The sequence below is a fragment of the Pelomonas parva genome, from assembly GCF_043555835.1.
Taxonomy (GTDB): domain Bacteria; phylum Pseudomonadota; class Gammaproteobacteria; order Burkholderiales; family Burkholderiaceae_C; genus Pelomonas; species Pelomonas parva.
The window spans coordinates 631,935-648,476 of the sequence record NZ_JBIGHV010000003.1 but is presented as its reverse complement, the minus strand read 5'-3'; the positions used below and the strand labels follow the sequence as shown (position 1 = coordinate 648,476).

Sequence of the window (16,542 nt, the reverse complement as noted above, 5' to 3'; positions counted from 1 at the left end):
GGCGGCATCACTCGTGCGCTGATGCACAAAGCCGCGCACTCATGCGTTGCTTGCATAGGCGCATACCCACTTGGCTAGACATGTTGTGGCGGCGAACCCAGCCTTCGCGCTACCGTTCGCTCCACTCAAAGTTACGGAGCGTTTCATGCCCAACCTGTCCTTCGTCACGCCCACGCGCAACAGCCCGTGGGGGACGTATCTGTCGCAGATCGACGCGGTCGAGCCCTATCTGGGCCACCTGGCCCGCTGGGTCGAGACGCTGCGCCGGCCCAAGCGCGCGCTGATCGTGGACATCCCCATCGAGATGGACAACGGCAGCATCGCCCACTTCGAGGGCTACCGCGTGCAGCACAGCCTGACGCGCGGCCCGGGCAAGGGCGGCGTGCGCTACCACCCGGACGTGACGCTGGAAGAAGTGATGGCGCTGTCGGCCTGGATGACGATCAAGAACGCGGCCGTCAACCTGCCCTATGGCGGCGCCAAGGGCGGCATCCGCGTCGACCCCAAGCTGCTCAGCCTGAAAGAGCTGGAGAAGATGACGCGCCGCTACACCAGCGAGATCGGCATCATCATCGGCCCGCAGCAGGACATCCCGGCGCCGGACGTCAACACCAACGGCCAGATCATGGCCTGGATGATGGACACCTACTCGATGAACACCGGTGCCACGGCGACCGGCGTCGTCACCGGCAAGCCCATCGAACTGGGCGGCTCGCTGGGCCGCGTGGCCGCCACCGGCCGCGGTGTGTTCGTCGTCGGCCGTGAGGCGATGCGCCGCCTGGGCCAGCCGCTCGAAGGCGCGCGCATCGCGGTGCAGGGCTTCGGCAACGTCGGCTCCATCGCCGCCAAGCTGTTTGCCGCCAATGGCGCCAAGGTCGTCTGCGTGCAGGACCACACTGGCACGATCCTCAACGAGAACGGCTTCGACATGGCCAGCCTGCTGGCGCATGTGGCCACCTACAAGGGCGTGGCCGGCTTCACGGGTGCCGACAAGATCGACGACGAGAACTTCTGGGACGTGGCCAGCGACGTGCTGATCCCGGCCGCACTGGAAGGCCAGATCACCGCCGAGCGCGCCCAGCGCCTCAAGACCCGCCTCGTGCTGGAAGGCGCCAACGGCCCGACCACGCCCGACGGCGAGGCCGTGCTGGCCGACCGCGGCATCGTCGTCGTGCCCGACGTCATCGCCAACGCGGGCGGCGTGACGGTGTCCTACTTCGAATGGGTGCAGGACTTCTCGTCCTTCTTCTGGACCGAGGACGAGATCAACGTCCGCCTGGACAAGATCATGATCGGCGCCTTCAAGCACATCTGGGAAACCAGCGAGCTGCACAAGATCACGCTGCGCACGGCGGCCTTCACGGTGGCGTGCACGCGGGTGCTGCAGGCGCGTGAGGAGCGCGGTCTCTATCCTTGAACTGGTTGCGCTGACCTGACGAAACGCCGGCTTGCTGCCGGCGTTCTTCATTCAATCCGGGCTGACGGTGACGCGCCAGTCACGGTCCTGCTTCTCCGCCGTGAAGCGCACGGGCAAGAAGGCAGACACCGTCTCGATTTGCGTGCGAGCGTGCTGGCTCAGGGCGGTGCAGGTGAATGCCGCCGGCCGGCCACTGGCCTGAACGGCGAGCGCCAACGGCAGCATCCACTGGTCTGCAAGGTGCTCGCCAAGGGCGCCGTCGCTGCGCAGATAGCTTTGCACCTCACGCACCAGTGCCACGGCCACCTGATCAGCGGGCCGGCCCTTCTCGCCGAAGCTCGTGAACACCTCGGTGACGTCGACATGGGCCAGGGTCGCCATCAGCGCATTGCCCGGGCCTTCGTCCTGGCGCGCTTCGGCACGAACAAGCTTGTCCGCCGGCCAGTTGAGCCGCTCGCCAATGACGGCCAGCTCCTGCGCTGCCACTCGTCCCGGCACGCCGGGGGTCAGGCATTCGGCGAAGGCATCCAGCCGCTCGCCGCGCGCGAGCACATTCACCGGCACCAGTTGCGCCGCCGGGACGATGCGCGCCGTGAAGCGGCCACCGCCGGCCGGGTAGAAGCCATGCCGCTCCAGCGCCAGATCCAGCCCCACGCCCAGCCGATGCAACAGCGGCGCGAAGCTGCGCTGCAGGAAGTGGAAAGGCGGCGCCATCGGGTTGTGCGTGCCGCCGGTCAGCGTGATGTGGCTTTCGCCGGCCGCCGTCATCAGCGCCGGCAGCACGGTCTGCAGCACCAGCGTGGAGCTGCCGGCCGAGCCGACGTCGAAGCGGTAGTCGCCCGCAAGGATGTCGCCCGGCTCGAAGACCAGCGTCTGCGAGCCCAGCCCGGCGCCGTCCACGCGAGCGCCGCTGACTTCTGCTGCGGCATTCACGCAGGCCAGGTGCTGGCGCATCAGGCCCGGCTTGGCGCGGCCGGCGCGGATGCGGTTGAAGCGCACCGGCTGGCGCGTGCACATGGCCAGCGCGAGGCCGGTGCGCAGGATCTGGCCGCCACCTTCACCGGAGGCGCCGTCGAGTTCGATCATTGTTTTCTCCCTTCCTCTTCTCTGTTCTAGCCTTTCACGCAGACCACCTGCTTGAGCACGTAGACCACCTCCACCAGATCGCGCTGCGCCGCCATCACCGCGTCGATATCCTTGTAGGCCATCGGGATCTCGTCGATGACGTCCTTGTCCTTGCGGCACTCGACGCCTTCCGTCGCCTTCACCTGATCAGCCAGCGTGAACATCTTCTTGGCCTGGGTGCGGCTCATCACGCGGCCGGCGCCGTGGCTGCAGCTCTCGAAGCTCTCGGGGTTGCCCAGGCCGCGCACGATGAAGCTGCGCGCACCCATGCTGCCCGGGATGATGCCCAGCTCGCCGCGCTTGGCGCTCACTGCGCCCTTGCGGGTCACGAACACGTCCTCGCCGAAATGGCGCTCCTTGGAGACGTAGTTGTGGTGGCAGTTCACCGCCTCCACGTGCGCCTCGAAGGGCTTGGTGATGACGGTGCGCACGGTGGCGATCAGGTTGGCCATCATCACTTCGCGGTTCTTGGCCGCGAAGGCTTGAGCCCAGCCCACGCCACGCACGTAGTCGCCGAAGTACTGCGCGCCTTCCTCGAAGTAGGCCAGGTCCTTGTCGGGCAGGTTGCGCTGGTGCTGTTCGGCATCCTTCTTGGCCAGCTCGATGAAATGGGTGCCGATGGCATTGCCCACGCCGCGCGAACCGCTGTGCAGCATGAACCAGACCGCGCCGGCCTCGTCCAGGCAGACCTCGATGAAGTGGTTGCCCGTGCCCAGCGTGCCCAGGTGCTTGCGGTTGTTGGTGTTCTTCAGGCGCGGGTGCAGCTCGCACAGCGCGTCGAACTCGTCCTTGAGGCCGGCCCAGGCCTGGTCCACCAGGTTGGGCGGGTTCTCCCAGGCGCCCGGGTCGCGGCCGTGCGACCGCGGGCCGCCGCCGTGCGGCACGGCGCGCTCGATGGCACTGCGCAGGGCCGCCAGGCTGTCGGGCAGGTCCTCGGCGGTCAGCGTGGTCTTGCAGGCCATCATGCCGCAGCCGATGTCCACGCCCACGGCCGCCGGGATGATGGCCTTCAGCGTCGGGATCACCGAGCCCACGGTGGCGCCAATGCCCACGTGAACGTCGGGCATGGCCGCCACGTGCTTGAACACCACGGGCAGACGGGCCGCGTTGGCCAGCTGCTCCAGCGCCTTGGGTTCCACGGGCACGCCGCGCGTCCAGGCCTTGATGGGCACGCCGCCTTCCGGCTGGGTGAGGTTGTAGTTCTTGTCCATGTTCTTCTCGATAAAAGTGACGTGCGGGGCGACAAAGGTTGGTGAAACATTCGTGCTCTATCCCCTGAGCTACGGTCCCCCTGTATGGGACCGACGGGACTTGAACCCGTGACTACGAGCATCTGAAGCTGTAGTTCCGCCGGCATTCGCCGCGCAACGCCGAAACAAAAGAGGTGCGACAAGGGAGGCAAGACGTTAGCCGCCCTGGTTACCCAAGGCTGGGGAGTTGAACCCCCGGCGTTCCAGATGTAGTCCTGCCGGCATTCGCACCGGAAAAAACGAGGCCCCCGCGTGGCGACCAACGGTTGATGAGACGGTCATGTTGGAAATGGAGTCCCATCGGCATTCGCCACGCGACGACGCAAATCAAAAGGGGGTGCCTCGGGCGACCAGAGTCGCAAGAGCGGTCTACGGGTTCTCCGTTGCAGACTTGCGGGCCTGCGCGACCAATGTGCGCTGTACTCCTGCGGGCATTCCCCCGAGGCACCCTTCAAACTTCTCCTACTGCGGGTCGAGCTGGATCTTGTCGATCTCGCCCACCCAGTGCTCGGCGCCCGTCTGCCCTGCGGCAAAACGCGCCATCGTCGTGAACACGGCGTCCGAGAAGCCACCGACGTTCATCACGTCGGCCCGCTCCGCGGCCTGGGTCGTCGTGTTCGGCTGCAGGTCCAGGCAGATCAGCTTCGCTTGCGGGTTGCGCTGCTTCAACAGCTCCCACTCGACCAGCATCTGCGTGGCACCACGCCGCGCATCGACCCAGGACTCGTTGTCCGACACGAACACCACCACGTCCACCTTCGCCTTATCGCGGTTCAGCAAGGCCAGCGGCGCACTGCAGTTCGTACCCCCACCACCGATGGCGGCGAGGGCCTGGGCCTGCGTCAGCACCGAATCCCGCGGGTTGAGCTTCACGTTCACCACGTCGTTCTCGAACGGCAGCACGCGAGCGTCGCCGTTCTTGGCGCGGATGGCCGCAGCCACCAGCGCCGCCACGTCGATGCAGCGCACCGTGGACGTCGCCGACCCGCGATGACCCGTCACCGGCGAGGACATCGACCCGGACACGTCCGGGCAGACGACCACGCGGCCCTCGAACACCGGCACATTGGCCAGCGCCACGTCGAGCGCCTCCTGCAGCGCCTCGCGCACCTTTGCCGGCACGTCGTCGCCGGCGGCCTTGTAGGCCGACAGCAGCTGGAACGGCAGCACACGGGCACGGCGAACCGCTTCAGCGTTGCGCAGCTTGTTGGCCACCAGGTCCGCCATGCCATCGACACCGAACACGCCTTGGCGGGCAAAGGTGTTCAGGTTCTGGCGCACCATCTGCCAGGAGCCGTCACGGGCGATCTGCGCCCAGTGCGCGGTCGTCAACGGCAACGCGGTCAGCAGCTGGAAGGGCAGGCCCGGCGCCTCGGTCACCGCGCCCGCAGCCAGCTCGCGCTTGAAGCGCTCGAAGGCGGCCGTCAGCGGTGGCAACTCGGCTTCGTCGTAAGCGCGGCCGATCAGCCACGCGAACCACGCCGCACGCCAGGCCTCGGTGGGCTTGGGGTGGACCATCTTCACCACGTCCGCCAGCGACGGCGTGGTGCCGACAGCCGCGTTCAACAGTTGCTGCTCCGTGGCCGACAGCAGCCATTGCTGCACCAGCTTCTTGGGCCGCGTGCCCAGCGACTTGCGACCGAGCTGGCCGCTACGCAAGACCTGCACAAAGCCGCGCAGCAGCTTGCCGTTGTCCACCAAGCGGCCGAACACCTGGGCCAGCAGGCCCACGTCGCGCACGGCCAGCTGGGCGGCCAGCAGCACGGGCATGTCCTTCATGTGCCCCGCCTGGCGGGCGTAGATCGCGGTCTTGGCGACGAAGGCGGGCTCGACCTGTTGGGCCAGTGCCAGCACGGCGTCCAGCTGAGACTCAGCGGCGGCGTAGAAGGTCTGGTTCAGGCAGCCGGTGGCAGCGAGCTGGGCCAGCTGGTGGCGAGGGCTCAAAGCGTAAGCCGGTGCGCCGTGCTGGTTGACGGCAGTGGCGGCGGGCAGCAGGGCGCCCTTGGCGGTGTGGAAGAGTTGGGTGTTGACCATGTCGTTCTCGTTTGCATTCAACTTTGTGCCTCTGTCATTGCAACGGGTGTGCCAGCAGCGCAAGCTCACGGCAAAACACCTGCAAGCTGTTGATTTGCATAGACATCCATCTTTTCCATCGAGACTGATCGCGGAACTGGCATCGGGCAAAACTAGAATTCAATCTAGTCAACTAGCTTTCTCGCCATGCCCAAGCGCAAGGTCATGATCGGTTTTCTCGGCAGCCAGCTCGACAGCGGCCAGGGCGCGGGTCGTTGGGAGAAGTGGCGGCCGACCGTGTCCATGGCCCAGCACGATGACCTGCTGGTGGACCGCCTGGAGCTGCTGTACGCGCCCGCCCATCAGGGCCTCGCCGAGCAGGTCGTCCGCGACATCGCCTCCGTCTCTCCCCAGACCGAGGTGCGCCTGGTGCCGATGGGCACGCGCGACCCCTGGGACTTCGGCGAGGTCTACGGCGCGCTCTACGACTGGGTGCGCACCTACCCCTTCGACCCCGACGCCGAGGACTACTGGGTGCACATCACCACCGGCACCCACGTCGGCCAGATCTGCCTGTTCCTGCTCGTCGAGTCGCGCTTCATCCCCGGCGTGCTGCTGCAGACGGCGCCGCCCAAGCGCCAGGTGCGTGGCGATGCCGGCAAGTACACGCTGATCGACCTGGACCTGTCGCGCTACGACGACCTGGCGCGCCGCTTCGAGCAGGCGCAGGCCGATGCGCTGAACTTCCTGAAGAGCGGCATCGCCACGCTCAACCCGGCCTTCAACGCGCTCATAGCGGAGATCGAGCGCGTGGCCGTGCGCTCGCGCGCGCCGGTGCTGCTGACCGGGCCGACCGGCGCGGGCAAGTCCCACCTGGCGCGGCGCATGTACGAGCTGAAGAAGGCACGCCACCAGATCAGCGGCGACTTCGTCGAGGTGAACTGCGCCACGCTGCGCGGCGACGGCGCGGCGTCCACGCTGTTCGGCCACAAGAAGGGCTCGTTCACCGGCGCCGCCGCCGACCGCGCCGGCCTGCTGCGTGCGGCGGACGGCGGCGTGCTGTTCCTGGACGAGATCGGCGAGCTGGGCGCCGACGAGCAAGCCATGCTGCTGAAGGCGGTGGAGGAGAAGCGCTTCTTCCCCGTCGGCGCGGACCGCGAGGTGGCCAGCGACTTCCAGCTCGTGGCCGGCACCAACCGCGACCTGCGGCTGGAGGTGGCGGCTGGCCGCTTTCGCGAGGACTTGTTCGCCCGCATCAACCTGTGGGCCTACACGCTGCCCGGCCTGGCCGAGCGGCCGGAAGACCTGGCGCCCAACCTGGACCACCTGCTGCAACGCGCCGGCGCCGAGCTGAAACAGGCGGTGCGCTTCAACGCCGAGGCCAAGGCGCGCTACCTGGCCTTCGCACAGTCCGCCGACGCGCACTGGAGCGGCAACTTCCGCGACCTGAGCGCCAGCATCACGCGGCTGGCCACGCTGGCGGAGGGCGGCCGCATCGACACCGAGCTGGTGGACGCCGAGATCCAGCGCCTGCGCTGGATGTGGCAGCGCGACGTGGCCGACACCGCACCGGCGCCCGACATGGCCACGCTGCTCGGCGAGGATCGCTGGCAGGCGCTGGACCTGTTCGACCAGCTCCAGCTGCAGGCCGTGGCCGAGGTCTGCCGCCAAAGCAGCAGCCTGTCCGACGCCGGCCGCCGGCTCTTCAACCAGTCACGCGACAAGCGGCAGGTCGTCAACGATGCCGACCGACTGCGCAAATACCTGCTCAAGCATGGGCTGGGCTGGGAACTACTCCGCGCCTGAGAGGCCGCAGCGGTCCAGAGTAGGCACGTAGGCACAATTCGGCCAGCACGGATGGACAGTCCGCGCGACCTTGGCACAGTGGCCGGACCCGCCGTCATGACCCCCGAACCGCTCGACTCCCCCTCCACCGGCCTCGCCCGCCGCCAGCTGCTGCAAGGCCTGGCCGCTTCGGCGCTTGTCCCCGCGCTGCCGGTCCTGGCGGCTGACAAGCCGCTCATCGTCGGCGGGCTGCCGGTCACCTGCAACCTGACGCTGCCCGTCGCCTGCGCGGCGCGCGTGGCGTCCAACAAGGCGTCGGGCAGCAAGGCCTTCGAGTTCGAGTACAGCAAGTACAGCGGCTGGCCCGAGATCAAGGAATCGCTGATGACGGGCAGCATCCAGGCGGCCTACATGCTGGCGCCGCTGGTCATGGACCTGGCCGACAAGAAGATCCCCGTCAAGGTCGTCTCGCTGGGCCACCGCTCGGGCGCCGTCATCATGGTGCGCACCGACTCGCCGCACAAGAAGTTCAAGGACCTGACGGGCAAGCGAATCGCCATCCCCAGCCGTTTCGCCGTGGACTTTTTGTTCCTGCGCAAGATGCTGGCGCAGGAGGGCATGAGCCCGAAGGACATCCAGATCGTCGAGATGCCGCCGCCCGACATGCCGGCGGCGCTGTTCGCCAAGGCCGTGGACGGCTACTGCACCGGCGAGCCCTTCGGCGCTGCCGCTCAACGGGCGGGTTACGCGCGGCCGCTGCGCATGACGCGCGACGAGTGGCGCAACTACATCTGCTGCGTGCTGACGGTGCGCGAGGAACTCATCAAGACGAACCGGCCGCTGGTGCAGAACCTGGTGGACCACGTGCAGGGCGCCGGCAACTGGCTGGACCAGCAGGCGGCCAACCGCGAGAAGGCCATCAAGATCGCCGCCGGCCGCAAGTTCTTCAACCAGGACCCCAACATCCTGCGCTTCGTGATGGAGAACCCGACCGACCGCGTGACCTATGGCGACCTGCGCATGATCCGCAGCGAGTTCGACGAGCTGATGCAGCTGTCCATCGAGGCCGGCACGCTGAAGCGGCCGGTGGCCTACGAGAAGTACGTGGACGACAGCTTCGTCAAGGCGGCCAAGGCTGCGCCCATTCCGATATGAAACGCCGTTCGCTGTTGCTTGCCGCGCTGCCGGCATCCGCGCTGGCCAACGCGCCGCGCCTGAAGGCCGGCGTCTTCGAGCCCGCACAGGCCGCTCCGGAGTTCGCGCTCAAGGGCAGCGACGGCGCCACGCTCAACCTCGCCCGCTTCAAGGGCAGGCTGGTGCTGCTGACCTTCGGTTTCACGAACTGCCCCGAGGTCTGCCCGACGACGCTGGCCACGCTCGCCCAGGCACGCAAGCAACTGGGCGCACAGGCCGCCGACGTGCAGGTCGTCTACGTGACGGTGGACCCTGATCGCGACGACATCCCGCACATCCGCCAGTACCTCACCGCCTTCGACAACAGCTTCGTCGGCGGCACCGACACGCCGGACAAGCTGGCCGCCATGCGCAAGCGCTACGGCGTCGTCGCCGAGAAGATCCCGAAGCCCCAGCCCAACGCCTACGGCATGAACCACTCCACGTCGGTCTTCATCATCGACCGTGCCGGCAAGCTGCGGGCCATGATGCCCTACGGCCACGAGGCCAAGGACTTCGTGCACGACCTCAAGCTGCTGTTGGTGAGATGAAGCCCCTCGTCCAAGGCGTACCTTGGCCGGTCCCCCGAGGGGACGGCGATGCTTGCCGGATTGACCGGCAAGCACATCGCCATGACGGGCCGGCTTGGGAGCGGCCCGGCGCTCGGCCCGAATGCGGGACGGGCAACTGACGTGAACCGCTGGCTCAGGCTCCTGCCCCTCGTTCTGGTGGCGCCGCTGTCCTGGCTTGGCTGGGCCGCATTCGCGCCGCTGCAACTGCCCAGCCGCGACGAGCTGTTCGAGATCCCGGCCGGCACCTACGCCCGCCGCATGGCCGGTGACAAGGTCGAGATCCTGCCCGACCGCATCGACCTCACTCTGGGCCTGAATGACGTGCTGCTGCTGCGCAACCTCGACGACGTGCCGCAGCAGTTCGGGCCCGTCCTCATCATGCCGGGGCAGAGTTTTCGCCTGCCCTTCGAGGTCGCGTCCACCTACAGCTTTGATTGCAGCGCGCATGCCAGCGGCCAGATGGCCGTCGTCGTCGCGCCCACGCCCGAGGCCGGCTGGCAGCGGTTGCAATGGCGCTGGCAGCACAGGAAAAGATCATCCAGAACGGAGACCGCCTCTTGAATTCCCGCCTTGGCAAGGTATTGCCGCCCCTGGCCGTCATCGCCGTCGTCATCGCGATCTGGTGGTACATCGTCGACCGCAACGACAGCCCCATCTTCCCGAGGCCCTGGGCCGTCGTCACCGGCACGCTGGAGCTGGCCGAGGATGGCACGCTGTGGGAGCACATCGGCGCCTCGCTCTACCGCGTCGGCGTCGGCTTCGGCCTCGCCATGCTGGTGGGCATTCCGCTGGGGCTGTGGATGGGCTGGGTGGCGGGCGCCTACCGCACCTTCAACCCCATCTTCCAGATGCTGCGGCCGATCTCGCCGATCGCGTGGATACCGCTGGCCATCCTGTGGTTCGGCATCGGCGAGGCGTCGCCCATCTTCCTGATCTTCATCTCGTCGGTGTTCCCGCTGATCGTGCAGACGACCTCGGGCGTGCACACCATCGACCGGCGCTACCTGCGCGCGGCGGCCAACTTCGGCGTCACGCGCTGGGTGATGTTCCGCCGCGTCGTCATCCCGGCCGTGCTGCCCGAGATCATCATCGGCATGCGCATCGGCATCGGCGTGGCCTGGCTGGTCGTCGTGGCGGCCGAGATGATCGCGCTGCGCTCGGGGCTGGGCTACCTCATCATGGACTCGCGCAACGCCGGCAACCGCTACGACCTCGTCATCGCCGCCATGATCATCATTGGCCTCATCGGCCTGCTGCTGGACGGCGCGACCCGCCTGCTCGAAAGATTGAAAACAGTCCGGTGGCGCTATGTCAGATAAGCAACCCAAGATCGCCGTCAAGGGCCTGACCAAGAGCTTCAAGGCGGCCAAGGGCAAGCTGCTGCCCGTCATAGCCGGCGTGGACTTCGACGTCGCCGAGGGCGAGTTCGTCGCCATCGTCGGCCCCTCGGGCTGCGGCAAGTCGACGCTGATGAACATCCTCGCCGGCTTCGAGAAGCCCGACGGCGGCTCGCTGCTCATCAGCGGCCAGCCCCACCCCGGGCCCAGCCCGCAAGGCATCGTCATCTCGCAGTACGGCTCGGTCTTCCCGTGGCTGACCGTGCAGCAGAACCTGATGTTCGGGCTGAGTGGCGACAACAACGCGCCCAATGCCGAGCTGGCCGACCACTACGCCGCGATGGTCGGGCTCAAGGGCTTCGAGGGTGCCTATCCGCACGAGCTGTCGGGCGGCATGCTCAAGCGCGTGGAGCTGGCGCGGGCGTTCATCGTCAAGCCCGAGATCCTGTATCTGGACGAGCCGTTCTCGGCGCTGGACGCGCTGATGAACCTGCGCATGCGCAACGAGTTATTGCGCATCCTGGCCGAGGAGAAGCACACCGTGCTGCTCATCACTCACGACGTCGACGAGGCCCTCTACATGGCCGACCGCGTGCTCGTGTTGTCACCGCGGCCGACGCGCATCCAGGCCCGCTTCGAGCTGGACATGCCGCATCCGCGGCGGCTGATCAGCCCGGAGATGGATCAGCTGCGCGAGGCGATCCTGAAGGAGCTGGGGCTGGAGATGCCCGCCTAGCCTTTGAGCACGGCGCCCGTGCTGTCCAGCACGCGCAGCGTGATCGGAATGGCGGAGGCCACGCTCTGCGTGACGGTGCAGTAGTCCTCGAACGTGTCTAGCACGCGCTGCAAATGTCCCACCTCAGCGGCCGGCCGGCCCAGGTGCAGGTCCACGGCCAGCCCCAGCACACGCATGCGGTTGCGCTCGTTGCGGCCCACCGTTGCCTGCACCTCGGCGCGCAAGGTGCCCGGGTCGTCCTTGTACTTCTGGCAGGCGAACAGCAGCGACGCGCTGAGGCAGTTGCCCACCGCCGACGCGAGCAGCTGGACCGGGTCCGGGCCTTGAGCCGTGCCAAGCGGCGCGGGCTCGTCGGACAGCAGCACCGGGATGCCCGGCGCGTAGTGGTGTTCGAACTGGTAGCCCTGACGCTGGATCAGGGTGACGCTGGGGTTGTCCATTGACGGCTCTCAGTTTGGGCAGTGGGATAGCGAAGTGTCAGACAGCCAAAGGGCTTTTCAACGTGACAGCCCTCCAGATGGCCGATACCGACGTCAGCTGTCAACTGTCTAGGTCGATGACGCCCTGGAGTTCGCGGCACTCCGGCGATGATCCCCTGCACCACATCTACTGTTCACCGGCATGGATGGATATCTTGATCTGAATCGCAGCTTCGCGGCCATCACGGAGTACAGCCCACAAACGCTGCTGGGAGCGACGCGCTGGGGCCGGCATGCCAGTTGGAACACCATCCTGCAGAGCAGGTTCTCGGTCGTCGTAGCTCGCGCAAACTTCGGCAAGACGATGGAGTTCAAGGCCAAGAGCCTTTCGTTGCGTGCGGAAGGGAAGGCGGCGGTCTTCGTCCCCCTTCATCGAGTCCTCGGCGACGCAACCCTCGACGACGCCTTCGACGCTGAAGACTTACAGGCGCTGGCCTCTTGGCGTTTGGTCGGCGGCAAGCTGACGGTTTTCATTGACTCGCTTGACGAGGCAGGGCTCGCGGCTGAAGACGGGATCCGCCGGGCGCTACGCAGACTGATGCGAGGGTTGGATTGGCCGAACCCTGCCATTTCCTTGGTGCTGTCGTCCCGACCTGCGGTACTAACCGATGCCGTTCTTGAGCTTCTACAGGTCGAGCTCAGCGCCAAGCTGTTTGTGCCATCCAAGAAGTCGGGCGACGACACTGATTTCGAGGACATCTTCGACACCACCGCTGACGAGGACGAGCATCCGCCAGGAAGCACAGCCGCAGCGCAACCGGAGGGGCTCGATGCCGGCAGCACGACCGCAGTTCTGTCTGAACCGCCACAAACTCTTCGGCTGTTCGCGTTGCGACCACTCGACAGCGCTGGCGCGATCAAATATCTGAAGGAGGCGCGAGGCATCAATCACGCCACCGAAACCCTTGCTGCTGCACGCCGATACGGCCTTGTGCGGTTCGCCGAAGGGCCTGGCGGGCTCGACATCCTCGCGTATGTCGATCCAGCAAATCGGCCACCGCAGAGCCTCACCGACGCCTACCAGCGTGCGGTCGACGCGATCTCACAGCAGCAACGCGTCGATCCGCGTGAAAGGAGGATCGGGAATCCCTCACCCCAAAGCCTCGACAAATCCATCGAGTTGCTTGCCAGCGCTTCGATGGTGTGCCGGCTGCAGAACATCGAGATTTCCTCCAAGGCCTTGAACTACAGAGAAGGGGTACTGGCTGCACGCGTGATCGTTGGGCACCTGGTCTCTGACGACTCGCTGGCCTACCTGCTTGGATCCAGGCTGTTCATCGACGCCGGCCATCATCAGGTCAAGCTCTATCCAGACGAGCTGCTCCCGTTCCTGGCAGCCAAGCGGCTCGCGTCGCTCGTCCACTCACCAGAGGATGCCGGCCGACTGCTTGCAAACTTCATCTGGCGCTCGACGACCGGCGAGTGCGGTGTGCAACGCTACTGGCTTCCATTGGTCGGCTGGCTTTCCGCATTCAGCTCGCACTGTCGTCAGGTGCTGCTCGACGTCGAACCACAGGCTGTGGCGTTTTTCGGTGACCTGCGCCGACTCGACGTGTCGATGTCGGACGCGACCAAAGCGATCGAACGGACAGTTGCTCGGCTCCTGGATGGCGACAGCATTGGCCGCACTGTCTACACACTGACCGCCGAGAACTATTGGCAGGCGGCCAAGCCCGGTTTGGAGCCTGTGTTGAAGAGGCTCATGAGCGTGCATGGCGATGACTTCGCCGTGCGAGACGCGTTGCTGAATGTCGCGGCAAACGCTGACCTGGACATTTTTCGTGACGAAATCTTGGCGAAGCATGGCGGCCACTACAGCAAGCTGCTTGCGGAGCATCTCGACCTGTACTACATCCTGGCACTGGGGCGGCAAGACGATCTGAAGGGATTGGCGGCCGCATTCATCGCCGATCCCACGCGACCGGGCACTGATGCCCCGCGCCTGGTTGCCGAACTCGCCTGGAAGACCTTGGACGCCAAGTCCATCGCAGCCATTGCCACCGCCCGAATGAACAGGCGGGACGGCGTGGGCTTCAGCCTGGAATGGATCTTGACGCGTGAGGTGGGTCCATCAGCTCCTCCAGAAAAGCTGCACGATCTGAGTCGCTCATTGCTCCTGAAGTTGATCCGCCGCAAGGACCGGCACAACGGTGGAGAGAGCTACTGGGCCGGTGAGAAGCTATTGGAGATCGTGACAGCGCTGATCGCGCTGACCGTCAAGCGCAAAGCCGTGAGAACGAAGCGCGCCGTTTGGCTGTGCCTGGTCCTCGCTCGCCACATCGAACGCAAGCACATGGGTGGGTCCGACCTTCAACCGTTGCGGTCGGCGCTTGCCGGCGACAAAGAGCTGCGCCTCGAATACCTGCGGGCGCGCTTTGCCCTTTTGGCACCTGCGGGCGATGCGTTCAATGCGGCGTACAGCGATTCGAGGCTGTACTCCTATGTGGAAGGTGATGAAGTCGAGCTCGGCAGGCCAGACTTCGACGCACTGGTCGCCAGCACCAAAGCTGCTGAGGCGAGGGCGAAGGCAAAGGCACCAGTGCCAGCGCGGCGTCGGCGTTTACTGAAGGTCGAAGAGGCATCTAAGGCCAAGCTTGAAGCGTCACTCAATGGGCTGCGAGATGGCTCAGACCTTGACGGGCTGGCGTTGGCTGCAGCGCTGCTGGTCGAGACCATCGTCCCCGTGAGATACGGCGAGTGTCGTTTCGAAGAATTCGGCGATGCAGCTGGTGCAGAGATCGCCGATGCTGTGCGCTCAGGATTGAGCAAGCATTGGCGCCAATGCGAGCCGGTGTGGGAAGAAGCTGAGCCTCACTCTCTGTACAACGTCACCATTGCGGGTCTTCAAGGTCTTCATCTCGATCTTGGCGACGGTGCTCAGTTGCCCACCATGACCGACGACGAAGTGAGGCGCGCGATCCGTTACGCGCCGTTCGAAGTGAACGGATACCCAAGATGGTTTTGGCCGTTGATCACGCAGCGCCAGCGTGTTGCTAGCGAAGGACTGGCGGCGATGTTGGACCAGGCGAACCGTGGTCCTCTATCTGTTGACAAGGCCGAAGCGCTTTTACGTCATCTCGACAAGGCACCCCCCAGCGTTCAGGCTCGCCTTGTTTCTGCCGTCTGGCGCTTCGTCTCGCAAGGGTTTCGGCTCAGCGAGCACACCCTGCGTACCGCGCTATCACGCATCGGCACCACGGGTGCGATCAATGCGAATCAGCTGGCGACCGAGGCATCCAAGAACATCTTCCACGCCTTCGACGAAGAACTCCCTGTCCTGACGGATACCAAGCCGTCCGAGCCGTTGGAGGAGACCAGGGCTCGCGAGGCGCTCACGCATAGATTCAAAGAACTCACGCAGCTCCGTAGCAACGCTGCAGCGTGGGCCGGCGCGTGGCTGCTGAGTAGCCCTGGCACGTTCGTCGCGCGGTTCACCGATTGGTGGCAGTCGCATCCTGCGCAGGCGCGGCAGTGCCTGTTCGCGTTGGCTGCGGATTTCGGCGAACAGCGGGGTATCCAGCTCAAGGAGCTCGCGCTGAGCGGTAACGCGGGCTTGGAAGCTCTAAGGTGTCTCTACGCCTGGATTCACGAGGTCGTGAAGCAAGAAGACGTCATCGATCGGCGAGGCAAAGGGGCCTACTCGCTCAGAGCGCGGGACTACGCGCAGCGCATGCGTGAGGCAATGGTGCCGGCGATCCTGGCCGCCAAGACCGAGAAGGCCTACGAGGTCTTGGACGACCTCCGCAAGGCCGCCACCGGGTCCGAGGCCAAGTATCTGCGTCATACCCAGATCATGATGCGTGAGGATCAGCTCGCTACGTCGCCGGTTCGCCAGGACGACTACTTCCAGTTCGAGCAAACATTCGCCCCTCCGGTCTCGTCTTTCAAGCAGTTTGCCTTGGCCATCGAGACCGACTTGATGGCGGTGAAGGCACAGATCGAGCATGGCGAGTTCAGTCTCAGACGGTTCTTCAGCACGATCAAGTTCGAGCGTATCAAGACAGACAAGGATGGCCTTGCTTTGGAGGCGGATTTCCAGGCGCTACTCGGAAGCGAGCTCAACCACGCGGCTGGCGGCCGCTACTCAGTCATGCTTGAGCCGGAGCTTCCCGAGGGGACCAGGCGCGATATCTTGTGCCAGACAAGCTCGTTCCGTGCGTCCGTGGAGCTGAAGATGTCCGAGCGCTGGACTTTTGACCACTACGTCGAGGCGCTCGACAAGCAGTTGCACCGTCAGTACCTGCGCGCACCCGACTCGAAGATTGGATTCTTGGTGATCGTCTTGCAGCGGAACAGGCCCTGGTTCCTTCCTGACGGCTCGGAGGTCGACTTCAGCGGGCTACTGGCGATCTTGAGGGCGAAAGCCCGAGAGAAGGAGGTCGGCGACGGAGACCTGTTCCTTCGCGTCATCGGCATCGATGCAGTCGCGCCGGAGGATTTCCGAGCGAAGAAGGTAGAGCAGGCTGACGGCTTGAGCAATCCACAACTCGCTCAGACGAGCGGCGGGAGCGTCGTCGCGAAATACGTGAGCCCCAGCGGTCTGACCTGGAGTGGCCGCGGCCGGATGCCGACTTGGATGAAAGACGCCATTGCCGCTGGCGCCACACGCGAAGACTTTCTCATCCCACCTCCGCCGACCACCTCTTGATGGCGCC

The 16,542-nt window shown here is 65.7% G+C and carries 12 protein-coding genes; 8 read left to right on the top strand and 4 right to left on the bottom strand.

Features of this window, described 5'->3' with window-relative positions:
- Nucleotides 1-85: 85 nt before the first annotated feature.
- Nucleotides 86-1,417 carry a Glu/Leu/Phe/Val family dehydrogenase gene (locus ACG00Y_RS10375; protein ID WP_394478603.1) on the top strand — a complete coding sequence of 444 codons (1,332 nt, stop codon included), beginning with the start codon at nt 86-88 and terminating at the stop codon, nt 1,415-1,417.
- 51 nt (nt 1,418-1,468) lie between these two features.
- Here ACG00Y_RS10375 and rtcA read toward each other — a convergent pair whose 3' ends face one another.
- From rtcA to ACG00Y_RS10360, 3 genes are all read right to left on the bottom strand, one after another.
- Nucleotides 1,469-2,503, bottom strand: a complete 1,035-nt coding sequence (rtcA, locus tag ACG00Y_RS10370) for an RNA 3'-terminal phosphate cyclase (RefSeq protein ID WP_394478488.1) — start codon at nt 2,501-2,503, stop codon at nt 1,469-1,471.
- Nucleotides 2,504-2,529: 26 nt separating this feature from the next.
- The gene (locus ACG00Y_RS10365) at nt 2,530-3,753 is read right to left on the bottom strand and encodes an RtcB family protein (protein ID WP_394478486.1); all 1,224 of its coding nucleotides are present in this window, start codon (nt 3,751-3,753) and stop codon (nt 2,530-2,532) included.
- Nucleotides 3,754-4,254: 501 nt separating this feature from the next.
- A complete protein-coding gene (locus ACG00Y_RS10360) occupies nt 4,255-5,826 on the bottom strand; it encodes an RNA-binding protein (RefSeq protein WP_394478484.1) in 1,572 nt (523 codons plus the stop codon).
- Nucleotides 5,827-6,012: 186 nt separating this feature from the next.
- Here ACG00Y_RS10360 and rtcR point away from each other — a divergent pair, with 186 nt between their 5' ends.
- The 6 genes from rtcR (at nt 6,013) to ACG00Y_RS10330 (ending at nt 11,408) form a co-directional block, all read left to right on the top strand.
- Nucleotides 6,013-7,611 carry an RNA repair transcriptional activator RtcR gene (gene rtcR / locus ACG00Y_RS10355; RefSeq protein WP_394478482.1) on the top strand — a complete coding sequence of 533 codons (1,599 nt, stop codon included), beginning with the start codon at nt 6,013-6,015 and terminating at the stop codon, nt 7,609-7,611.
- Between the two features lie 96 nt (nt 7,612-7,707).
- A complete protein-coding gene (locus ACG00Y_RS10350) occupies nt 7,708-8,745 on the top strand; it encodes an ABC transporter substrate-binding protein (RefSeq protein ID WP_394478480.1) in 1,038 nt (345 codons plus the stop codon).
- Nucleotides 8,742-9,314 carry an SCO family protein gene (locus ACG00Y_RS10345; protein ID WP_394478478.1) on the top strand — a complete coding sequence of 191 codons (573 nt, stop codon included), beginning with the start codon at nt 8,742-8,744 and terminating at the stop codon, nt 9,312-9,314. Before ACG00Y_RS10350 ends, ACG00Y_RS10345 begins: the two co-directional genes overlap by 4 nt.
- A 48-nt stretch (nt 9,315-9,362) precedes the next feature.
- Complete coding sequence (locus tag ACG00Y_RS10340; protein ID WP_394478476.1) at nt 9,363-9,896, top strand: cupredoxin domain-containing protein; 534 nt, start codon at nt 9,363-9,365, stop codon at nt 9,894-9,896.
- Nucleotides 9,893-10,654: an ABC transporter permease gene (locus ACG00Y_RS10335; RefSeq protein ID WP_394478474.1), complete on the top strand. Its 762-nt coding sequence runs from the start codon at nt 9,893-9,895 to the stop codon at nt 10,652-10,654. The genes ACG00Y_RS10340 and ACG00Y_RS10335 overlap by 4 nt, the downstream gene beginning before the upstream one ends.
- Complete coding sequence (locus tag ACG00Y_RS10330) at nt 10,644-11,408, top strand: ABC transporter ATP-binding protein (RefSeq protein WP_394478473.1); 765 nt, start codon at nt 10,644-10,646, stop codon at nt 11,406-11,408. Before ACG00Y_RS10335 ends, ACG00Y_RS10330 begins: the two co-directional genes overlap by 11 nt.
- Here ACG00Y_RS10330 and ACG00Y_RS10325 read toward each other — a convergent pair.
- Nucleotides 11,405-11,848 (bottom strand): OsmC family protein, encoded by a 444-nt coding sequence (locus ACG00Y_RS10325; protein ID WP_394478471.1) that lies wholly within the window; start codon nt 11,846-11,848, stop codon nt 11,405-11,407. The genes ACG00Y_RS10330 and ACG00Y_RS10325 overlap by 4 nt on opposite strands.
- A 181-nt stretch (nt 11,849-12,029) precedes the next feature.
- Here ACG00Y_RS10325 and ACG00Y_RS10320 point away from each other — a divergent pair, with 181 nt between their 5' ends.
- Nucleotides 12,030-16,535, top strand: a complete 4,506-nt coding sequence (locus ACG00Y_RS10320) for an H-NS histone family protein (protein ID WP_394478469.1) — start codon at nt 12,030-12,032, stop codon at nt 16,533-16,535.
- Nucleotides 16,536-16,542: the final 7 nt, after the last annotated feature.